Annotated in this window: 17 protein-coding genes; 4 read left to right on the forward strand and 13 right to left on the reverse strand. The window is 72.0% G+C overall.

Annotation, left to right across the window (positions count from 1 at the left end; all coding sequences use genetic code 11):
• From AC51EU_RS14840 to AC51EU_RS14875, 8 genes are all read right to left on the reverse strand, one after another.
• The coding region (locus AC51EU_RS14840; protein WP_496267379.1) for a M81 family metallopeptidase at positions 1–362 on the reverse strand (362 nt) is incomplete at its 3' end.
• Positions 359–1,021 carry an RraA family protein gene (locus tag AC51EU_RS14845; protein ID WP_496267380.1) on the reverse strand — a complete coding sequence of 221 codons (663 nt, stop codon included), beginning with the start codon at positions 1,019–1,021 and terminating at the stop codon, positions 359–361. The genes AC51EU_RS14840 and AC51EU_RS14845, both read right to left, overlap by 4 nt.
• On the reverse strand, positions 1,018–2,181 hold the full coding sequence (menC, locus tag AC51EU_RS14850) for an o-succinylbenzoate synthase (RefSeq protein WP_496267381.1): 1,164 nt from the start codon (positions 2,179–2,181) through the stop codon (positions 1,018–1,020). Before menC ends, AC51EU_RS14845 begins: the two co-directional genes overlap by 4 nt.
• Positions 2,174–3,610, reverse strand: a complete 1,437-nt coding sequence (locus tag AC51EU_RS14855; RefSeq protein ID WP_496267382.1) for a hypothetical protein — start codon at positions 3,608–3,610, stop codon at positions 2,174–2,176. The genes menC and AC51EU_RS14855 overlap by 8 nt, the downstream gene beginning before the upstream one ends.
• Positions 3,594–4,532: an aminotransferase class IV gene (locus AC51EU_RS14860; protein WP_496267383.1), complete on the reverse strand. Its 939-nt coding sequence runs from the start codon at positions 4,530–4,532 to the stop codon at positions 3,594–3,596. Before AC51EU_RS14860 ends, AC51EU_RS14855 begins: the two co-directional genes overlap by 17 nt.
• A 43-nt stretch (positions 4,533–4,575) precedes the next feature.
• On the reverse strand, positions 4,576–5,349 hold the full coding sequence (locus tag AC51EU_RS14865) for an iron-containing redox enzyme family protein (protein WP_496267384.1): 774 nt from the start codon (positions 5,347–5,349) through the stop codon (positions 4,576–4,578).
• 71 nt (positions 5,350–5,420) lie between these two features.
• Positions 5,421–6,377: a hydroxymethylglutaryl-CoA lyase-like TIM-barrel protein gene (locus tag AC51EU_RS14870; protein WP_496267385.1), complete on the reverse strand. Its 957-nt coding sequence runs from the start codon at positions 6,375–6,377 to the stop codon at positions 5,421–5,423.
• 344 nt (positions 6,378–6,721) lie between these two features.
• The gene (locus tag AC51EU_RS14875; RefSeq protein WP_496267386.1) at positions 6,722–10,111 is read right to left on the reverse strand and encodes a HelD family protein; all 3,390 of its coding nucleotides are present in this window, start codon (positions 10,109–10,111) and stop codon (positions 6,722–6,724) included.
• 450 nt (positions 10,112–10,561) lie between these two features.
• Here AC51EU_RS14875 and AC51EU_RS14880 point away from each other — a divergent pair, with 450 nt between their 5' ends.
• Both AC51EU_RS14880 and AC51EU_RS14885 read left to right on the forward strand, forming a co-directional pair.
• On the forward strand, positions 10,562–12,196 hold the full coding sequence (locus tag AC51EU_RS14880) for an ABC-F family ATP-binding cassette domain-containing protein (RefSeq protein WP_496267387.1): 1,635 nt from the start codon (positions 10,562–10,564) through the stop codon (positions 12,194–12,196).
• A gap of 98 nt (positions 12,197–12,294) precedes the next feature.
• Positions 12,295–13,974, forward strand: coding sequence for an ABC-F family ATP-binding cassette domain-containing protein (locus AC51EU_RS14885; RefSeq protein WP_496267388.1), 1,680 nt, complete (start codon positions 12,295–12,297; stop codon positions 13,972–13,974).
• 26 nt (positions 13,975–14,000) lie between these two features.
• On the opposite strand, the gene AC51EU_RS14890 is transcribed toward AC51EU_RS14885, so the two are convergent.
• The 3 genes from AC51EU_RS14890 to AC51EU_RS14900 form a co-directional block, all read right to left on the reverse strand.
• The gene (locus AC51EU_RS14890) at positions 14,001–14,675 is read right to left on the reverse strand and encodes an HdeD family acid-resistance protein (protein WP_496267389.1); all 675 of its coding nucleotides are present in this window, start codon (positions 14,673–14,675) and stop codon (positions 14,001–14,003) included.
• Between the two features lie 171 nt (positions 14,676–14,846).
• Positions 14,847–15,176, reverse strand: coding sequence for a GNAT family N-acetyltransferase (locus AC51EU_RS14895; RefSeq protein WP_496267390.1), 330 nt, complete (start codon positions 15,174–15,176; stop codon positions 14,847–14,849).
• A 235-nt stretch (positions 15,177–15,411) separates the two neighbouring features.
• Positions 15,412–16,674, reverse strand: a complete 1,263-nt coding sequence (locus AC51EU_RS14900) for an MFS transporter (protein WP_496267391.1) — start codon at positions 16,672–16,674, stop codon at positions 15,412–15,414.
• A gap of 98 nt (positions 16,675–16,772) precedes the next feature.
• Here AC51EU_RS14900 and AC51EU_RS14905 point away from each other — a divergent pair, with 98 nt between their 5' ends.
• Positions 16,773–17,225: a winged helix-turn-helix transcriptional regulator gene (locus AC51EU_RS14905; protein WP_496267392.1), complete on the forward strand. Its 453-nt coding sequence runs from the start codon at positions 16,773–16,775 to the stop codon at positions 17,223–17,225.
• A 151-nt stretch (positions 17,226–17,376) separates the two neighbouring features.
• On the opposite strand, the gene AC51EU_RS14910 is transcribed toward AC51EU_RS14905, so the two are convergent.
• On the reverse strand, positions 17,377–17,700 hold the full coding sequence (locus AC51EU_RS14910; protein ID WP_496267393.1) for a putative quinol monooxygenase: 324 nt from the start codon (positions 17,698–17,700) through the stop codon (positions 17,377–17,379).
• Between the two features lie 473 nt (positions 17,701–18,173).
• Between AC51EU_RS14910 and AC51EU_RS14915 the strand changes: the two genes are divergently transcribed.
• The gene (locus AC51EU_RS14915; protein ID WP_496267394.1) at positions 18,174–18,521 is read left to right on the forward strand and encodes a hypothetical protein; all 348 of its coding nucleotides are present in this window, start codon (positions 18,174–18,176) and stop codon (positions 18,519–18,521) included.
• A gap of 107 nt (positions 18,522–18,628) precedes the next feature.
• Here AC51EU_RS14915 and AC51EU_RS14920 read toward each other — a convergent pair whose 3' ends face one another.
• Positions 18,629–19,396: a Pr6Pr family membrane protein gene (locus tag AC51EU_RS14920; RefSeq protein WP_496267395.1), complete on the reverse strand. Its 768-nt coding sequence runs from the start codon at positions 19,394–19,396 to the stop codon at positions 18,629–18,631.
• Between the last annotated feature and the right edge of the window lie 84 nt (positions 19,397–19,480).

The raw sequence follows: 19,480 nt of genomic DNA on the forward strand, positions 1-19,480 counted from the left end.
TCGTCCGGGGCCACCACCCCCGCGCCGTGCAGGTCCAGCAGCACCACCTCGCAGCCGCCCGCGGCGCGCAGCCCGGTCAGCAGCCGCTCCTCCAACGCCCGGTAGGCGTCGGGGCCGACGGCCGGGCCGGGCTCGGCGCGGGCGTGGAACACCGGGCGTGCCTCGGCCCCGGCCGTGGCGCAGGCGTCGAGGTAGCCGCCGGTGACGGTGGCGGTGCCGGTGAACTCGGTGATGATCTCCGGTCCGGTGTGGCAGGAGAACGCGGAGTACGCGGCGGTGCCCAGGTACTCCACCATCAGCGTGCTGGACTCGTGCACCAGCCCCGCCACCGCGGCCCGCGGCCGTACGGCGCCGCCGCTCACCGCGGTACCAGCCCGAGGTCGTTGTAGCCGTGCCGGGCCCGTGCCTCGGCCAGCGACCGCCCGGCCGCCAGGTCGGCGCGGATGGCCTCCTCGATCCCGGCCACCCGCCGCGCCTGCTCCGCCGTCCGCTCCACCACTTCGGCCGGTACGGTCAGGCACCCGGAGTCGTCGCCGACCACCACATCGCCCGGGGCGATCCGCACCCCGCGGACGGTGACGGTCTGTTGTACGGCCGCGAGCCGCACCCGGTGCTTGCCCGACTTCATGTACGTGCCGAGGCTCCACAGCGGGTAGCCGGTGTCGCGGATGGCGGCGACGTCCCGGCAGACGCCGTCGATGACGGTGCCGGCGATGCCGTCGCGCACGGCCGCCGTGCTGAGGAGGTCGCCCCAGACGGTGCAGTCGGTGCGGCCGTCGTTGGCGACCACCACGACCGACCCGGGGGGCACCTCGCTCAGGAACTCGCCGGCCGGGCCCGGGACTCCCGGCCCGACCCGCTCGTACCGCAGGGTGTACGCCGGTCCGGCGACCGGTCCGGTGCCCGAGGCGCGCCGCAGTCCCGGCAGGCCGGTCCCGCCGCGGCCCAGCAGGTCGAGGGCGTCGCTGACGGTGCTGGTGCCGTGTTCGGCCAGCTCGGTGAGGATCTGTGCGGACGTCATGTGAGGCCGCCTTTCGTCAGCCGGGTCTCCCGTTCGACGCGGAGGGTCCCGGTCGGTTCGGCGCCCGTACCGGGCCGGTCGCCGGGCATCACCCAGCCCGGTGTGTGGAAGGTGACGCGCGGGGTGACGCCGTCGTCGAGGTAGTAGGTGTCGCTGGGGCCCACGTCGCTGGGCTCGGTCATGTTCGGCAGCGTCGCGACGGCGATGTTCGTCCAGCGGGCGACGCCCTGGTCCCATTTGGCGCCGACGAACGCCGGGATGCCGGACGAGGCGCAGAAGTCGTGGATGCGCAGCGCCTCACCGATCCCGCCGACCCTGCCGACCTTGATGTTCACCATCCGGCAGGCGCCCAGTTCGGCGGCCTCGCGCACCTCGCGCAGCGAGTGCACCTGTTCGTCCAGGCAGACGGGGGTCCGCATCCGGCGCTGTAATTCGGCGGTGGCGGGGAGCAGTTCGCGTGGCAGTGGCTGTTCCAGGGCGTGCAGGCCCAGGTCGTCGAGATGGGTCAGTTCGGTCAGGTGTGTCTCGTCGTAGGCGGCGTTGGCGTCGGCGATCACGGGCAGGCCGGGGAAGGCCGCGATGACCTCGCGGAGGGGCTCGTGGTCCCAGCCGGGCCGGATCTTCACGCGGACCCTGCGGTATCCGGTCCGTACCGCCCGGCCCACGCTCTCGACCAGTTCGCCGACGGTCGGTTCGATGCCGACGGTGGCCCCGGCGGGCACCGGGCGGACGCTGCCGCCCAGTTCCTCGCAGAGCGGCCGGCCGCGCAGCCTGGCCTGGAGGTCCCACAGCGCGGTCTCGACGGCGGCCTTGGCCTCCTCGTGGCCGTTGACGTCCCGCCACAGCCGCAGGCAGGACGCCGGGTCGGCGGTGCCGGCCTCCAGCAGCATGGGGGCGAGGAACCGTTCGATGACGTACCAGGCGGTCTCGATGGTCTCGTAGTTGTAGAACGGTGTCTCCATGGCGCTGCACTCGGACCGCCCCACACCGCCGTGTCCGCCGGCGCCGCCCTCCACCTCGACCTGCAACTTGGTCCAGGTGTGGTAGCGCTGCCACCGGTTCTCGAAGGGGTGGGTGAGCCGGGCGGTCACCAGGCGCAGGGTGACGCGCCCGACGGTCATCTCCAGCGGCTGCCGTGCCTCTTGCTGCTCCTCAGTCACCCGTGCCCTCCCCTGTCGCCGTGCTGTCCGAGGTCACATGGACCGCGAGTTTCTGGCCGCCCTGGAAGATGTTCACGCGCGGCTGGAGGCTCGCCTTGGAGCCGTGGCAGGCGACCTCGCCGCGCAGCAGATAGGTGTCGAGGCTGACCGGCATCGCCACGATGCCCGGCCGGCCCTGTGTGCGCAGCACCGGGTAGGACGCGGGCGGCACATAGCGCTGGACGACGCCGCCCGCCCGCAGCGCCCGGTCCACCGCGCGGGTCCACTCGCCCCGGTCGGTGGCGCGGCCGATGACGACGCCGTCGCCGCGGATGTCGTAGGGCTCCTTGAGCACGAACGCGTGCTGGCTCTCCAGGACCCGCTCCGCCGTGTCCGTGCCGGGCCGCAGCCGGCGGGTCCACGGGAGGAGTCCGGCGGCCAGTTCCCGCTCGGCCGCGTCGAAGTGCCCGGCGAACTCCGGTTCCTGGACGAGGGCGAGGGTGAGTTTGCTCTCGGCCACGTAGCGGGCGAGGAAGGAGTTCACGTGGTGCAGGTCGGTGTCGGCGAGCACCCGGGACCAGCGGTCGGCCAGCTGCGGGTCGTCCTCGGTGAGCCGCTGCCAGGCGACGGTGTTGACCTTGTTCCAGCAGGCGTCGACGGCGCGTCCGGCCACCCGGGCGCGGCCCCCCGAGGCGGTGATCTCGCGGGGGTCGGCGACCAGGGTGTCGATGCCGCGGGCCCGGAAGACACCGGTCATCTCCCGGCTCTCCCGGTTCTCCGCGCCACGCGGCTGGAGTACGGCGAGGACGGGGGTACGTCCTTGGCGGCGGGCGTGCTCCAGGCCCGGGGCGAGCGCGTCCAGGAGGGCGTCGTCCCGGGGCGCGGTGCGGTCCGCGTGCGGCGGCAGCGCGATGCCCGTCTCCCGGAGGGCGGTGCTCACGACGGTGTGGATGCGTGAGGTGAACAGGGTGCCGGCGGGCGCGTCGGCGTTGTTCTCCAGGAGCCGCAGGCGCTCGCTGCCCCGTTCGAGGAAGCCGTCGAGGCGGCAGACGCCGATCTCCGGGAGCCCTCCCCCGGCGCGTGCCCGCGCCTCCGCCGCGATCAGCGCGTCCGTGGCGGGCGGCAGCCCGTACCAGCGGCGGATCCCGGCGCTCTCCAGGTAGAGCGCCATGGTCTTGCGCAGCAGCCGCACATACGCCTCCAGGCGGCGGCCGGTGCGCGCCATGGCCGTCCCGCGGAGGAACAGCGGCAGCGGGGAGAGCGGGTAGTCACGGTTGCGGAAGACGGGCAGTTCCTCCTGCGCCCGCCGTACGGACGCGTCGAGCGGTGCGCCGGCCGCGGCCAGCCGGCCGGCGACGTCCAGGGCCGTGTCCCAGTCGACGAGCCCCGTCTCCGCTTCGGGGCCGTCGGTGTGCCGGGTGCCGGTGGTGGTCTCAGCGGGGGATGCCATCGGCCGCCTTCCCACGGAGGTCGTCGTCCGCCCGGTCGTGTTCGCGCACCCGGAGGAAGTACTCGGCGATCAGCTTGCGCGCGACGGGTCCCGGACCGGGCCCGTCGACGGCGACCGGACGCCGGTCGAAGGAGGTCACGGGGGCGAACTCCAGGCCGGTGCCGCACAGGAACGCCTCGTCCGCCGCGTAGGCGTCCTCGCGGGTGAGTGTGGTCTCCCGGGCGGGCAGTCCGAGGGTGTGGGCGGTCCGCAGGACCCAGGCGCGGGTGATGCTCGGCAGGACGTCCTCCGAGAGCGCGGGGGTGCTCAGCACTCCGTCGCGGACCAGGAAGAGGGCGGCGGTGGGTGCCTCGGACAGCCGTCCGTGGCGGTTGGTGAGCACACAGCCGTCGTACCCGGCCTCCCGCGCCTCCTGCCAGGCGAGCCGGGGGCCGGCGTAGTTGGCGATGTTCTTGGCGGCGGGCGGGTGCACGGCGTCGTGCCCCCGCTGCCAGCGGCTGACGCACAGCCGCATCGACCGGTTGTCGGCGAGCCACTTCTTGCGTCCCATCGGGACGGCCGTCACGCTCAGCTCGGGGACGGCCGGATCGCCCAGCAGGCCGGAGTTGAGCGGTGTGGCCGCCACCCGCACATACGCGTCCTCGCGGATACCGTTCCGGGCGATCAGTTCGTCGATCACCCCGGGCAGCCGGTCCAGGCCCGGGTCGGGGAACCGCATGCCGCGCAGTGACGCCGCCATGCGGTCGAGGTGTTCGCGCAGCAGGAACGGCCGGGCCGGGCCGCCGGAGCCCACCGGGGCGTAGGCCCTGATCCCCTCGAACACCGACAACCCGTAGCGCAGTGCCAGACTGCCGACCGGCACCACCGCCTCGTCCCTGGTCACCCAACGGTCGCGGAAGAACACCTGCGGATAGTCGGCCACACCGACTCCTTTCGTTCAGGACACCGTCCGGTGTGCCGGTCGGTCAGCCCTCGCCGCCGTCGGAGTACACGAAGACGGGTTCCGCGGGGTCGTAGGCGCGCTCCAGGATCGCGTCGAAGTGCTCGTGGCGCAGTTCGATGGCGCGTATCAGGCCGGCCTTGGCGTCCGCGCGGCGCTGCGGGGTGTCGCAGTAGCGGGTCAGCAGTTCCCGCAGCGGCTCGGTGTGCTCGTCCTCCAGTTCGCTGACGCCTTCCTGGTCGGCGTCGCTGGAGGCGTGGTGGACGAAGAACTCGTAGCCCCACCGCGGGAGCCGGTACACGTCCCGCATGACGGCCATCATGCTGTGGCCGCGGCTGTTGGTGATCGGCGGCTGGCCCTCCATCAGCAGCAGTACGGAGGCCGCGCCGACGGTGAAGTGGACGTTGGTGTTGTTGCAGGCGTTCTTGTTGTGTTCGATGACCGCGAGGGTCTCCGGGAACGGCTCGGCCTGCGCCAGCGTGGCGGGGTCGACGCCGAGGGCGCGCCCGAAGTCCTCGAACGTCTCGACGTGCCGCTTGGAGTTGGTCAGGCCGCCGGTCTCCTCCTCGTAGGCGTTCTCGATGAAGGAGCGGCGCAGGTCCAGGTCGTCGGCGCGCATGCCGACGCCCATCAGGTTGCGGGTCCACCAGCTCTTGATGGGCCAGCGCTGGATGACGAAGGTCTGGAGCAGCCGCTGGGTGGCCTTGCCCTCCAGAATGGTCTGGTAGAGCGGGCTGGTCGTCTTCCTGCGCTCCGCGATGATGCCTTCGAGCTCGTCGATGAACGCGCTGTGTGCCATGGATGCCCCTTCGGCATGAGAACGGTCGGAAAGGAGAGGCGACGCCCCGTGCTGGTCCCGGGAGGAACGGTTCAGCACAGGGCCCGTGCGTCGTCGAAGATCGAGAGGAGCGAGCCGGTCCCCTTGTTCTTGAGGGATGCCAGACGCTCCAGGTTGAGATCCAGCATTCCGCTCACGATCGATTCGCACCGGGTGCGGATCTGACCACCCTGCCACGGGGCCAGTGCCTCCGCCGCGGCGTCCGCGAGAGGAACGATCGAGAATTCTCCCAGGGAACGCGAATGAAGATAGGCCGCGACGAGTTCCAGGGCAAGATTTCCGCCGCCCTTTCCCATGCCGCAGAGCGAGGCGTCGACGTAACCGAAACCTGCCCGTAACGCCGCGAGCGCATTGGCGAAACCCATGCTGATGCCGTCGTGCGGATGAAATCCGAGGGTGACGGAAACTTCTTCCCGCACCCGTCCGGCGACCCTGGCGACGTCGTCCGGAAACATGCTGCCGTTCGAGTCGGCCAGATAGAAGAGGTCCGTCGAGATGCTCTCCGCGTGCTTCGCCGCGGCGACGACGTCCCGTTCGTCGAGTTCACTGACCCGGATGAGATTGGTGGCGAACGCCATGCCCGCGGCGTGCGCCGCGTCCGCGTACGGCGCCAGTTCCCGCACCGACAGCGGGGACACGGGCATCCTCACCAGCCGCACCCCGAAGCGGGCGAGCTCCGCGAGGCCGGCCGGTGACACGTCCTTGATGTGGGCCATCACCACGAGGCCCGTTCCTGCCGCGTTTTTGCCGGAAAGGCAGGTCTGCAATGCCTCCAGATAGTGGGGCGGGCACGATGCGGACGGCAGTGTTTCGCCGTCGGTGTCATGCCTTTGCGGGCGCAGATAACCCACTTCGATGAACGGAACTCCCGCCGCCACACCGCCCTGGACCACTTTCTTCGCCTGCTGCACGGTCCAGGAATGCTTGTTGACGTAGCCCCCGTCCCTCAGTGTGACGTCGACTAAGGCAACCCCTTCTGCTGACCTCATGGATCTCCCAAGTTTTGGACGCAAGCCTGCTCAAGGCTCATCGGATGACCTCGGGGATTTTCGGGTGCACTCGGCCCAACGAACGACGACTGTAGATGACCACGTTTACTTGGACAATATTGCATGCACCGTCTGGCTGGTTCACAACCAAAAAGCGATCTTGCGGCCCCGTCTTCCCTGGTGTGCGCCCGAGGTGACGGCCCGGCCGGCGTCCCGGCCGGGCACCGCCGCCAAAATGATCAGTGGCTCAAAAAATGACCCGCGCCACGGCACGGGAAGAGAAATTCCCGCCGCTCACCGGCGACCGCCGAAGCGTCCGGCCCGGTTTTCCTCCCCCGGCGGCGTCATGCCCCGGAGGAGCCCGACACGATGTCCGTGTTCTCCCCGCGCCATCCTCCCGGCGTCCGCCAGATGACGTGGACGCCGAAGACGTCACGGACGGTGTCCGCGGACCAGTCGTCGGCGGGCGGCTCGGGAAGGACGAGGTAGAGGGCGTCGGCCGGTGCGGGCAGGGTGTGGTTGATCTCCAGCAGCCGGGTGGCGCCGGAGCGGAGGGCCGGGTAGGCGGAGCAGCCCGCCCCCAGGGCCTCGTAGAGGAAGAGACCGCGCTCGGTGACGCAACTGACGTCGACGACCGGTGAGTCGGCCGGCTGGAGGTCCGCCCAGAGCAGCGACGACTTCAGCGCGTGGCGGATCGCCTCGTGCTTCTTGCACGTACGGTCGGCTTCGGCGGCGGCCTCCAACGCGCGGAGGAAGCCCTCCTTGGCGGTCGGGGCCGGTGCGGCGGAGGTGGTGTCCGCGGTGGTCATCTGCGTCTCGTCCTTTTGCTCGGGGTGCCGCGGGGCGGCGGGGGCGGCGTCGTCGTTCTGCCCTGCCCCGTCGGCGAAGCGGGCCTGGAGGGCCCGTCGTGCCGCGGCGAGCGGCGCCGCCCAACCGGAGGCAGCCAGGTCTTCCTTGAGGCGGCCGGTGTCCAACGTGCCGTCCTTGAGGGCGCGGTGGGTCGTCGCGGCGAGGTCCCGCAGTACGCCCAGTTCGTCCCGGCCCGGGTCGCCGAGCAGGTGCAGGACGTCGACCCAGTCGGCCTGGTCGCGCCGCAGGACACGGTGGGCCATCCCCTGGAGCTCGGAGAGGCGGCCGCGCGCGTCCGGGACGTCACCGTCGTCGCCGGTCAGCTCGCCGAGTACGTCCAGTGCGGCAACATAGCGCCCCGCCATCCGCTCCGAGACGGGTGACCGGCCGCGCTGGTCGGCGGCGAGCACGGTCTGGTTCGTCTCGTTGGCGAACACCCAGCAGTCCAGCTCGTCGCCCCGCCGCGGAAGGACCGACCCGTGGCGGACGGTGAGGACCAGCGGCCGTTCGACCACCGGGGACAGCGGCTTGACCTTGAAGCGGCCTCCGGGGGCCCGGCCCACGACCTCGACCCTGATGTCCGTGCCGATCCGGGGCAGCCGCTCCCCCGCGTCGTCCGGCCGGGCACCGCGCTCCGCCGCGTCCCCGTCGTCCCCGGAGCCGACGAGCGCTTCGGGGAGCGGCGCGGTGTGCAGGACGGTCAGGCTCTGGGTGCTGCGGGTCAGGGCCACGTACAGCTGCCGCAGGCCGGCGGGTCCGCGGTCGGCGATGGTGGCGGGCTCGACGACCAGGACGTGGTCGTACTCCATGCCCTTGGCCTGGGCGGCGGCCAGGACGGACACCGCCTCGCGGTGCTGCGCCCCGATGCCGCCGTGTGCGTCGATCCTGCGGCTGATCGCGTCCAGCCAGTCCGAGTCGTCGGGGACGATGACGGCGACGGAGCGGAGGGTGCTGCCGTCGCTGGTGCCGACGAGGCGGGTCACGTGGGTGACCGTGTCGTCGAGGAGCTTCCACGGCTCGGTCGCCACCGTCCGCACGGCGTCCTCGCCCGCCTCCCGCACGGCCTGCGGGTAGGGCAGGTCCGGGGCGACCGCCCGCGCGAGCGGGGCGACGAACTCCATGATCTCGGCGGGGACGCGATAGCTCGTGTTCAGCCCGGCCACCCGCCAGTCACCGTGGTCGGACAGGAGCGCGCCGGTGCGGTCCCAGCTCTCCGGGACGTGGGGGCCGGTCGCCTGCGCGAGGTCGCCCAGGACGGTCATGGAGCCGCCCGCCGCGCAGCGCCGCCGCAGTGCGCGGGCCTGCATGGGGGTGAGGTCCTGTGCCTCGTCGACGACGATGTGCCCGTAGCGCCGTGGGGTGTCCCCGCTGATGAGGAGCCGGAGTTCTTCGAGGCAGACGCGGTCGTCGAGGGTCCACGGGTCGGCGTCGGCGGTGGCGGCGCGGGCGCGTCGCAGGGCCGTCTGCTCGTCCTCGTCGAGGATGCCGTCGGCACAGGCACGGAGGAGGTCGGGCGAGTCGTAGAGGCTGCGCAGCGCCTCCCGGGGGCCCGGTGACGGCCAGACGCGGTCGACGAGGCGCTCGACCCGGCGGTTGCGTTCCAGGTCGCGGCGGATGGTTCCGGCCTGCCCGCGCCGGGGCGCGACGACGGCGAGTTCCTGGAGGAGACGGTCGACGAGCAGGCCCCGGAAGCGGTCCCGGCGTTCCCGGTAGGGCCCGTCGCTGTCGTGGGCCCGGTCGAGGAGCGCGAGGACCTCGGACCGCGGGACGCGCAGGGTCGTACTGCCCGCGGTGACGACGACCGCGGGCTCGTCGCCCTCGAAGGCGGGGACGGCGGTGAGCCCGTCGAGGGCCTGGGGCCGGTAGTCGTGCTCGACGCGGCGCCGCAGGACGGCGGCCATGCGCTCGTCCGACTTCACCAGCCGGGCCTGCGGGGAGTCCGCTCCGAGGATCTCTCCCTCCCACAGGCGGTCCAGTTGGACGGTGTTGACGTCCCGGGTGCCGAGGGTGGGCAGGACCTGTCCGACGTAGTCGAGGAATCGCTGGTGGGGGCCGATGACGAGGATGTCCTGGGCCGTGAAGTGGCCGTTGTTGACCAGCCAGGTCACGCGGTGGAGACCGACCGCGGACTTACCGGTGCCGGGCCCGCCCTGCACGACGAGGACGTCCGAGGGGGACCCGGTGACCAGGTCCATCTGGTCACGGCGGATGGTCTCGACGATGTCCCGCATGCGGCCGCCGCGCGAGCGCTGGAGTTCCCGCAGCAGGAAGTCGTCCGGCTGGAGCGGCTTCCTGCGCACGCGCCGGACGAGGTCGCCGGGGGTGGGGGCGGGCGCGCGGCGCTCCGCCCGTGCCGGGGTGCGGGCCTCGTCGGGCTTGTCCGCCGCGCTGCCGCCGTCGGCCGGCCGGGGCTCCGGGACGGTCGCGGGAGCGGGTCCGGCCCCCTGCGGAGCGATCTCGTCGAAGTACCCCTCCACGACCCGCTGTACGCACCGCAGCCGGCGCCGCAGCACCACCTCGCCCGGGTCCTCGGGCCGGGCCTGTGCCCACTTCTTCGCCAGCGGGCTGGTCCACAGCAGGACCACCGGTTCGTTCGCGTCGTCCCGCACCCCGCGGCGCCCGATGTACCAGGGGCGGGGCTCCGCGCCCGGTTCCTCCGGCACGTCGACGCGGGCGACGACCAGGGCCTCGTCACCGAGCCCCCCATAGGCGGCGGCACGCGCCTCCGCCTCGAAGCGGTTGGCTATGCCGTCCTTGCCGCTCGCCGACGCCATGGCCGCCGATTTCCCGCTCATCTCGGCCAGCCGCGCGCGGTAGCAGTCGTACGCGTGGTCCACCGCCTTCTGCTCGACGGCGAGGACCTCGTCCCGAGTGGTGGTGCTCATGTACGTCCTCCCTGCGGTGCCGCCGGACACCGCTACGGGCCTGCGCCCGTACCCCTCCGCAACAACTATCAGAGACGGGACGGTGCCGAACAGTCAGCGCATCGGTTACCGGACGGGGCGCCGCTTGCCCGTGCCGGACGCGTATCCGGGCGCCTTCCCGGCCCGTCGTCCGGTCGGTGGTCCCGCCTGGCCCACGGTCGGTTTTATGCCTTCGCCGCGCTCGCCGCCCGCTGCTAGGATGGCGGCCAGACCTTGATCGTGCGTTGAGTTGAGGAGACCGGACATGGTGGTGGACGACGACATCTCCGGGTGATACCCGGGCCCGACAGGCCACCGGCCGGTGCGTGGAAGCGCCGCCGTCGTGGCTTCGTTGTCGTTCCTCCTTCCTCCTGTCTGCGCCCGCCGAGGCAGCAGTGTCAGCTCTGCCTCCCTCCTCACGAGGTCACCTCCATGTCCGGCGTTTCCGTCGTCTGCTCCCACCTGTCCTTCGCCTGGCCCGACGACACTCCCGTCTTCCAGGACCTGTCCTTCACCCTCGGCTCCGGCCGCACCGGCCTCGTCGCCCCCAACGGCACCGGCAAGAGCACGCTGCTCAAGCTCATCGCCGGTGACCTGCGGCCCGGCACCGGGTCGGTCTCCGTGGCCGGCACCCTCGGCCACCTCCCGCAGAACCTCCCCCTGACCAGCGATCTCACCGTCGCCGAGGTGCTGGGCGTCGACGCCGTCGTCCGGGCCATCGACGCGGTGGAGTCCGGGGACGTCGACGAAAAGCACTTCACCACCATCGGCGACGACTGGGACATCGAGGAACGCACCCGCGCCCAGCTGGACCGCCTCGGCCTCGCCGACCTCACCCTGGACCGCGGCCTGGGCACCCTCAGCGGTGGCCAGATCGTCTCCCTCGGTCTCGCCGCCCAGTTGCTGAAGCGGCCCGACGTACTGCTGCTCGACGAGCCCACCAACAACCTCGACCTCGACGCCCGGCACAAGCTCTACGACGTGCTGGAGGGCTTCAGCGGCTGCCTACTCCTGGTCAGCCACGACCGCGCCCTGCTCGACCGCATGGAGCGCATCGCCGAACTCCACCGGGGCGAACTCTCCTTCCACGGCGGCAACTTCACCGAGTACGAGCAGGCCGTGCGGGCCGGGCAGGAGGTCGCCGAGAAGAACGTCCGCAACGCCGAGCAGGAACTGAAGCGGGAGAAGCGGGAGATGCAGCAGGCCCGCGAGCGCGCCGAACGCCGGCAGAGCAACGCCGCCCGCAACCTGAAGAACGCCGGTCTGCCCCGTATCTTCGCCGGCACCATGAAGCGCGGCGCGCAGGAGGCCGCGGGCCGGGCCGGCCAGATGCACGCCGGGCGGGTCAGCGAGGCCAAGGCCCGGCTGGACGAGGCCGGGCGCGCACTGCGCGAGGAGCAGCGCATCACGCTGGACCTGCCGGACACCGACGTCCCGGCCGGACGCACCTTGTTTCTCGGCGAGCGGCTCCGCGTCCGGCTCGGCGACACGGAGGTGTTCGCCGGCCAGGGCGTCGACCTGACCGTCCGGGGCCCGGAACGCATCGCGCTGACCGGCCCCAACGGTGCCGGCAAGAGCACCCTGCTGCGTCTGCTCCACGGCGACCTCGCCCCGTACGACGGGGACATCAAGCGGGCCGACGGCCGGATCGCCTACCTCTCGCAGCGCCTCGACCTGCTGGACCCGGACCGTACGGTGGCCGAGAATTTCGCCGGGTTCGCCCCGGAGCGGCCGGAGGCCGAGCGGATGAACCTGCTCGCCCGTTTCCTCTTCCGGGGTGCCCGCGCCCATCTGCCCGTCGGCGTGCTCTCCGGCGGCGAGCGGCTGCGCGCCACCCTGGCCTGCGTCCTGTGCGCGGAACCGGCCCCGCACCTGCTGCTCCTGGACGAGCCGACGAACAACCTGGACCTGGTCAGCACGGGCCAGCTGGAGAGCGCCCTGAACTCCTACCGGGGTGCCTTCGTGGTGGTCAGCCACGACGAGCGGTTCCTCCGGGAGATCGGCGTGAACCGGTGGCTGCGGCTGGCGGACGGCGAGCTGAAGGAGACCGGGGCCCCCGAGGTGTGAGTCGCCGACATGCCGACCTGGTCCGCGTCCGAGGCCCCCGCCCCGCGGACCGAGCACCGATCACCGATCACCGATCACCGATCACCGGGACGGACCCCATGCCCCACCCTGCCCTGCTCGCCCACGACCTCGTCCGCACCCTCGGCGCCCGGAGGGTGCTCGACGGTGTCTCCCTGACCGTCTCGCCCGGCCACCGCGTCGGGCTGATCGGGGAGAACGGCGTCGGCAAATCCACCCTGTTGCGCCTGCTGGCCGGAAGGGACGAGCCCGACGCCGGAAGCGTCACCCGCCCGCCCGACCTGGGCTTCCTCCAGCAGGAGATGCCCTACGACGCCGGTACGACGATCGCCGACGTGCTCGACGACGCCCTGCGGGAAGCCCGGGAGGACCTCGCCGAGTTGGACCGGCTCGCCGAGCGGCTCGCGCGGACCGCGCAGGACGCGCCCGGGTACACCGGACTGCTCGACGCGTACGGCGACCGGCTCGAACGGGCCCAGGACCGGGAGGCATGGGACGCCGACCGGCGCGCCGTGCTCGTACTCGACGGCCTCGGCCTCGGCGCCCTCGGGCACGACCGCACGCTCGGATCGCTGTCCGGCGGGCAGCGCGGCCGCCTGGCGCTGGCCGCGCTGCTGGTCCGGCGGCCCTCCGCGCTGCTGCTGGACGAACCGACCAACCATCTGGACGACGGCGCCGCAGCCTTCGTCGAGGAGCAGGTGTGCGGCCTGCCCGGGATCGTCGTGGTTGCCAGCCACGACCGGGCGTTTCTCGACGCCGTGTGCACGGATCTGATCGATCTCGATCCCGCGCTCAACGGCCCGGTCCGCTACGGCGGCAACTACAGCTCCTATCTGGCCACGAAGCGTGCCGAACGGGAACGCTGGGAGCGGCGGTGGGCCGAGGAGCAGGAGGAGTTGGCCGCGCTGCGGGTGTCCGCGCAGGTCACCGCGCACCGCGTCGCGCCGGACCGGGGGCCGCGCGACAACGAGAAGATGGGCTACGGCCACCGCGCCGGCCGGGTGCAGAACCAGATCGCCAGACGGGTGCGCGACGCCACCCGCCGTCTGGCGGAGCTGGAGCGCTCACAGGCCGGCGAGCCGCCGCGGCCGCTGCGCTTCGCGGGCACGGCGCTCGCCGCTCCGTCGGCGGACGGCGCCGGCCCGTTGGTGACCCTGGACGCCGTACGGGTTCCGGGCCGGCTCGCGCCGCTGGACGCGGAGGTGGCGGAGGGCGACCGTCTGCTGGTCACCGGTGGGAACGGGGCCGGGAAGTCGACGCTGCTGGCCGTGCTCGCCGGGCGGCTCACGCCCGAGGGCGTGGTGCGGCGGCGGCGCGGCCTGACCGTCGGGCTGCTCGCCCAGGACACCGTTTTCGACCGGCCGGACCTCTCCGTCCGGGACACCTACGATCTGGCGGTCGGCGCCGAGCGGGCCGAGAAGGTACCGCTGCGCTCGCTGGGTCTGCTGCACGAGTCGGACCTGGACAAGCAGGTCGGCCGGCTCTCGGTCGGGCAGCACCGGCGGCTCGCGCTGGCGCTGCTGGTGGCGCGGCCGCCGCGGTTGCTGCTGCTCGACGAACCCACCAACCACCTGTCGCCGCGGCTGTGCGACGAGCTGGAGGCGGCGCTGGGGACCGGCCCCGGCGCGATCGTGCTGGCCAGTCACGACCGCTGGCTGCGGCAGCGCTGGCGGGGACGGTCGATCCGGCTCGGCCGCGACGGCTCGGACGGCGGGCTTCACGCACGGCTCGCCCGCGGGGGCCGGGGTGACGGCCCGTAAGTGACGGCCCCGGCCTTCCCCGGACGTCAGTGCTGCGGACGCGGACGTGGCGGGAACAGGGGCCGCCGGTGCCGGCTGAGGGTGCCCTTGGCGCCGCGTCCGACCTCGATGCGCAGCCGGATGGCGTTGATCACCTCGACGATGCCCAGGACGATGGCCATGATGCCGGTCGCCAGGGTGAGTGCGGCGATCGAGCCGAACGGGGAGACGATCAGCACGATGCCCGCGAGCAGGGTGAGGATGCCCAGGAACAGCTGCCAGCCGCGTGCGGGCGTCCGGGGGGCCGAACCGGCGGCCACGGTCATCATGATGCCGCGCATCAGCCAGCCGAAGCCGATCCACAGGGCGAGCAGCAGGATCGATTGCAGGGTGCCCCGGAAGCAGATGAGTCCGAGGAGGATGCTGATCGCGCCGGTGATGAAGTGCAGTGCCCGCAGATGTCCGGGCACATGCGCGCCGAAGGCCCCGGCCAGTTGGAAGACACCGCTGACCAACAGGTAGACGCCGAAGGCGAGTGCGACGACGGTCAGCGTTTTGCCCGGCCACACCAGGACGACCACGCCCAGCGCGATCGACGCCAGACCGACGGTGAACAGCGCCTGCCAACCGAGGTTGGCCAGGACCCCCAGAGCCTCACCCTCGGCCGGGACGCCCTGCGGTGGCGGCGGGCTGTCGCCCGGGACTGTGGAGGGATTCGTCATACCTCCCACCCCTCTCATGGACCAGCGGGCTCGCATACGGACGCTTCCATCGTGACCCCTTCGGCCCCGTCCCGCTCGGGGAGCCTCGCCACGCCGGGGCAGGGCCCGGCCCCGGGCACTCACCGTGCCGCGTCCGTCACCGCGCGGTCCCGTACGGGCTTCCGGCGCACCTCAGGAGAAGCCGTACCCGGTGAAGTCGGCGAACGGGACATATCCGATGCGTTGGTACAGGGCGTTGCTTGTGGGGTTGTACGGGTTCGTGAACAGGACGACGTCGGTCGCACCCGCGGTGAGCGCGGCCCTGCTCACCTCGACCGTCACGGCGCCCGCGTAGCCGCGGCCTCGGAAGTGGGCCGGGGTGTGGACGGGGTCCACCCGGACCTGGCCGGCGACCATCGGGGTCGCGCCCGCCATGGAGACGGGCGTGCCGTCCGGGGTCTCCCAGGCTCGGGCGAGGAAGTCGTCGAGGTCTTCGGTGAGGTGCCAGTCGTCCGGGCGCATGGTTCATGGTCCCGGACGCACCGGGCTCGGGTGAGCGCTTTCCCGGAGGTCGGCTGTGGGTATGGCCGGTCCGACGTCGGCCCGGGTGTGCGAAGACGGTCGCGTACGCCTCCCCGGCCGACGAACACCCAACCGCTCGGGTGCACCGGCCACCGGTCCTCGCTCTCGCTCTCGCCGCACCGGGCGGGCCCCATGGGCTGCGGCCCGCCCGTCGCCCCGCGTGCGGCGGCAGCGCTCAGTCTTCGCCGCGAGAGGTCGCCTCGGCGGCATCCGGGGTGCCGTGCCGGGTGAACGCCCACAGGACGAGCCCGAGGCAGCTGAAAGCGGCGCCCAGTGCGCATACGGCGCCCCAACCGGCCGCCGTGTAGAGGGAGGTGGCGGCGAGGGCTCCGGTGGCGCTGCCGATCGAGTAGAAGACCATGTATCCGCCGATCAGCCGGCTGCCCGCGTCGGGGTGTCGGGCGTAGATCAGGGTCTGGTTGGTGACGTGGACGGCCTGTACGGCGAGGTCGAGGAGGATCACCCCGACGACCAGGGCCCACAGTGAGCTGCGGGTGAGGGACAAGGGCAGCCAGGAGGCGGCGAGCAGCGCCAGGGCGATGCCGGTGGTCCGGCGGGAGAGTCCGCGGTCGTTCAGGCGGCCCGCCACGGTCGCGGCCAGGGCGCCGGCGACACCGATCAGGCCCAGTGCCCCGATCGCGCTGTGGGGCAGGAAGTACGGGGCCTCGCTGAGCGGCAGCGCGACGCTGCTCCACAGGGTGCTGAAGGCGGCGAAGATCAGCAGGCCGAACAGGGCCCGGAGGCGCAGCAGTCGCTCCCGTGCGAACAGGGTGATCGTGGAGCGCAGGAGCTGCCCGTAGCGCAGGGTCGTCGGCGGCGCATCGCTGTGGCGCGGCAGCACGCGGTACAGGACCAGCGAGAGCAGGGCGGTGAGCGATGCGGAGGCGAGGTAGACGGAGCGCCAGCCCGCGAGATCGGCCATGAGGCCGGAGGCGGTGCGGGCGAGCAGGATGCCGATGACCACGCCGCTGGTGACCAGGCCGACGACCCGTCCGCGCCCGGCGGGCGGGGCCAGCGATGCCGCGAAGGCCACCAGCGTCTGTGTGACGACCGCGAGAAGCCCCGTCGCGGCCATGCCCGCGAGCAGGATCGCCGCCGTCCGGGCGGTGGCGACCACGACCAACGCCACTACCAGGAGCAGCAGTTGGGTCACGATGAGCCGTCTGCGGTCGGCGACATCGCCCAGTGGTACGAGGAAGAAGAGTCCCAGCCCGTATCCGACATGTGTGAGGGTGACCACGCTGCCGACGAGTGCCGGGCTCATGCGGAGGTCGTGGCCCATGGTCACCAGGAGCGGCTGGGAGAAGTAGACGTTGGCGACCGCGGCCCCGCAGGCGACGGCGAACAGGACGACGACGCCACGGGACAGGACGGACGCGGCCCCTCCCCCGCTTCGCTCCCCGGCCCGTCGTGTCACGGCCTCACTGTTGCCGGGCATCAGCACTCCCCCACCCATCTGGTTTCATCTTGCTACCGACTGGGCGACGGTAACCCGCTTGGTAGCATGTTGCAACCGTCAGGGAAGTGAGGGACGCCATGGTGAACAGGACACGCTTCGACGACAGCGAATGCCCCGTCGCCCGTTCGGTGGACGCGATCGGCGACTGGTGGTCCCTGCTGATCGTGCGGGACGCCTTCGACGGAAGCCGGCGCTTCGGGGAGTTCCAGCGCAGCCTCGGCGTGGCGAAGAACATCCTCGCCGCGCGCCTGCGCACCCTGACCGCCGGCGGCGTCCTCGCCTCCGTCCCCGCCTCGGACGGCAGCGCCTACCGCGAGTACGTACTGACCCCGAAGGGCAAGGCCCTCTTCCCCGTCATCGTGGCACTGCGGCAGTGGGGCGAGCAGCACTTCTTCGCTCCCGGCGAACCGCACTCACAGTTGGTCGACCGCCGGCAGGGGCATCCCCTCCGCGCACTGGAAGTGCTCTCCGCGGACGGGCGGCGGGTGGAACCGGACGACACCGCGGTCCACAAGGTCTCCGACCGGTGACCCGGGCCGGGGCCGGTGGTGGTACACCGACCCGCGCATGCCCGCGGTGCCGGGGGCACGGCACCGCGGGCACCTCAGCGGCCCGCACATGACAGCGCCGCCGGTGGGACGCCCGTAGGGGCGCCTCACCGGCGGCGGTGGCCGGGAGAGTTCAGCCGATGGTGAGTTCGCCCATCTTGTCCCAGCCGTTCTTGCCGTCGATGGTCGTGCTGACGATGTCCGGAGTGCGGCTGACCAGCGGTCGCATCTCCTCCATCGCGGCACGGAAGTGGTCGGAGTTGACGTGCGCCGCGGCGGCGTCGTCCTGGAACGCCTCCACGAGGACGAAGGTGTTCGGGTCGTCCACACTGCGGGACCACTCGAACCAGAGGTTGCCGGGCTCCTCGCGGGTGGCGCGGGTGAAGGCGTCCACCTTGGACAGCCACTCATCAGCACATTCGGGCTTTACCGGAAATTTCACGACGATGAAGATCATGCCCGAATTCTACGCCGGGCTCCCGAGGGCACCTATCGGGCCGGGGGCGTCGCCACTCCCCTGCCGGACCGGCCGTCACCCCTCTGACCAGCGCTGATCTCACCGTCCAGCACTACCACGGGACCCGCCGGTCACTCAACATCGCGCAGGGAAGGCCCGGTCGGCCACCGTCCCTCAACCTCCACGTCCGGGGCAGCGGCACCAGGCAGCAGCAGAGGGGCCGAGCCTCCGGCAACCGGCCCCTCACACGTGTTTGCGCAGCACGTTGCGTTGACTGAAACGCTTTCTCGTACAAATGTCGGACATCGGGTCGATGTCCGGAAAGCATCGACTCCTGGCCATACAACCACTCCTACGCCCAGCAGCCTCGTGGTTGTATGCCCGCGTCATCCCGTTCTCCGGTACCACGCACCGCCCTCGCAGCGGGCACGGTGCTCGGTACCGGAGGCATCAAGGCAAGGGGGGAACACCACATGCGCAAGATCGCGATATCCGCCGCGGGGCTGTCGCTCGCCGTGGGGCTCGGACTCGCCACGGCGCCCAGCGCCGGCGCGGCGACGCCCTGTCCGTCCGGAGCGGTCTGTATCCGTGAAACGAACGGCAGCATCCTGAGCAAGAACATCTTCTACAGCTACGGCGCCCACAACCTGTCGAACGTCACCGGCAGCCGGGTGATCGTCAACAACCAGACGGGCGGTGCCGGGTTCCAGTTCTGCTACGGCTACAACGGCGGTGGCGGCTGCTCCGTCGTGATGCGGGGCGTCGGCGAATCCGCGCCGTACGACATGACGCCCATCAACTCCGTGGTCCTCGTGCGGTAACCACCCCGCACCGGCGCTGACGACAGTGCCCCGTCACCGGCTTGCGGGCCGGTGACGGGGCACGTTGCTGTGATCCGCGCGGGATCGCGCCGCAAGGGAACTCGGCGTCAGCCGCCCAGCGGGCCGGAGCCGGTGGACGGCATCCGGCTCCGGGGGCCGCGGGCGTGGGGGCGTATGCGGTCGAGGAACGTGAGGGCCAGGGCCAGGACGTAGAAGGCCAGGCCGAAGACGACGACGTTGGTGGCGAGGCCCGCGTAGCCGTGGAGGTCGACGTCGAGGAAGGGGTAGGGGTAGCGGCCTTCGGTGCCGGGGTCGAGGAGGGCGCCGCGGATGAGGGCGAAGGGGAGGTAGAGGAAGGGGTAGGCGAGCCACTGCCCGGCGTGGCGCAGCAGGAAGGTGCCGGGGGCGGTGAGGAGAAGCCAGTCGAGGACGGCGGCGAGCGGGGTCGCGGTGTGGAGGAGTTGGCTGGCGACCGTTTCGAGGGGGGTGCGGTGGCTCGTCATCGAGAAGCCACTGGAGTCGTTCGACAGTACGAAGTGGAAGACGAGCCCTGTGATGCAGATGTAAAGCAGCGCCGCGCCGGTGATCCGCGGGGAGAGGGCGGGACGCCCGGTCCAGGCACGGTGGGCGGACAAGGCGAAAACGACGGCCAGCAGGATGTTGGACTGGATCGTGAAGTAACTGAAGAGACGGCCCAGGTCGTGGGAGTCGACCATGTCCAGGACGATGCCGGCGACCCCGGTCAGCGCCGCGAGCGCGCGGAAGACCGCCGCGACGGGGCGGCGCTCCCCGGAGGACGGCGGGCCGGGCCGTGCCTCGGGCTCGGTGGAAGCGGCGACGGCCGTGGGCGTGGTGGGAGGTGTCGGATCAAGCATTGGACCACCGTACGGCCCGGCCGTGGAGCGGTCTCCCTGGAATGCCGGATCGGTCGTGGGGCGCCGAGGGACGCTGAGGTCCGA

The sequence above is a fragment of the Candidatus Streptomyces philanthi genome (genome assembly GCF_059553635.1).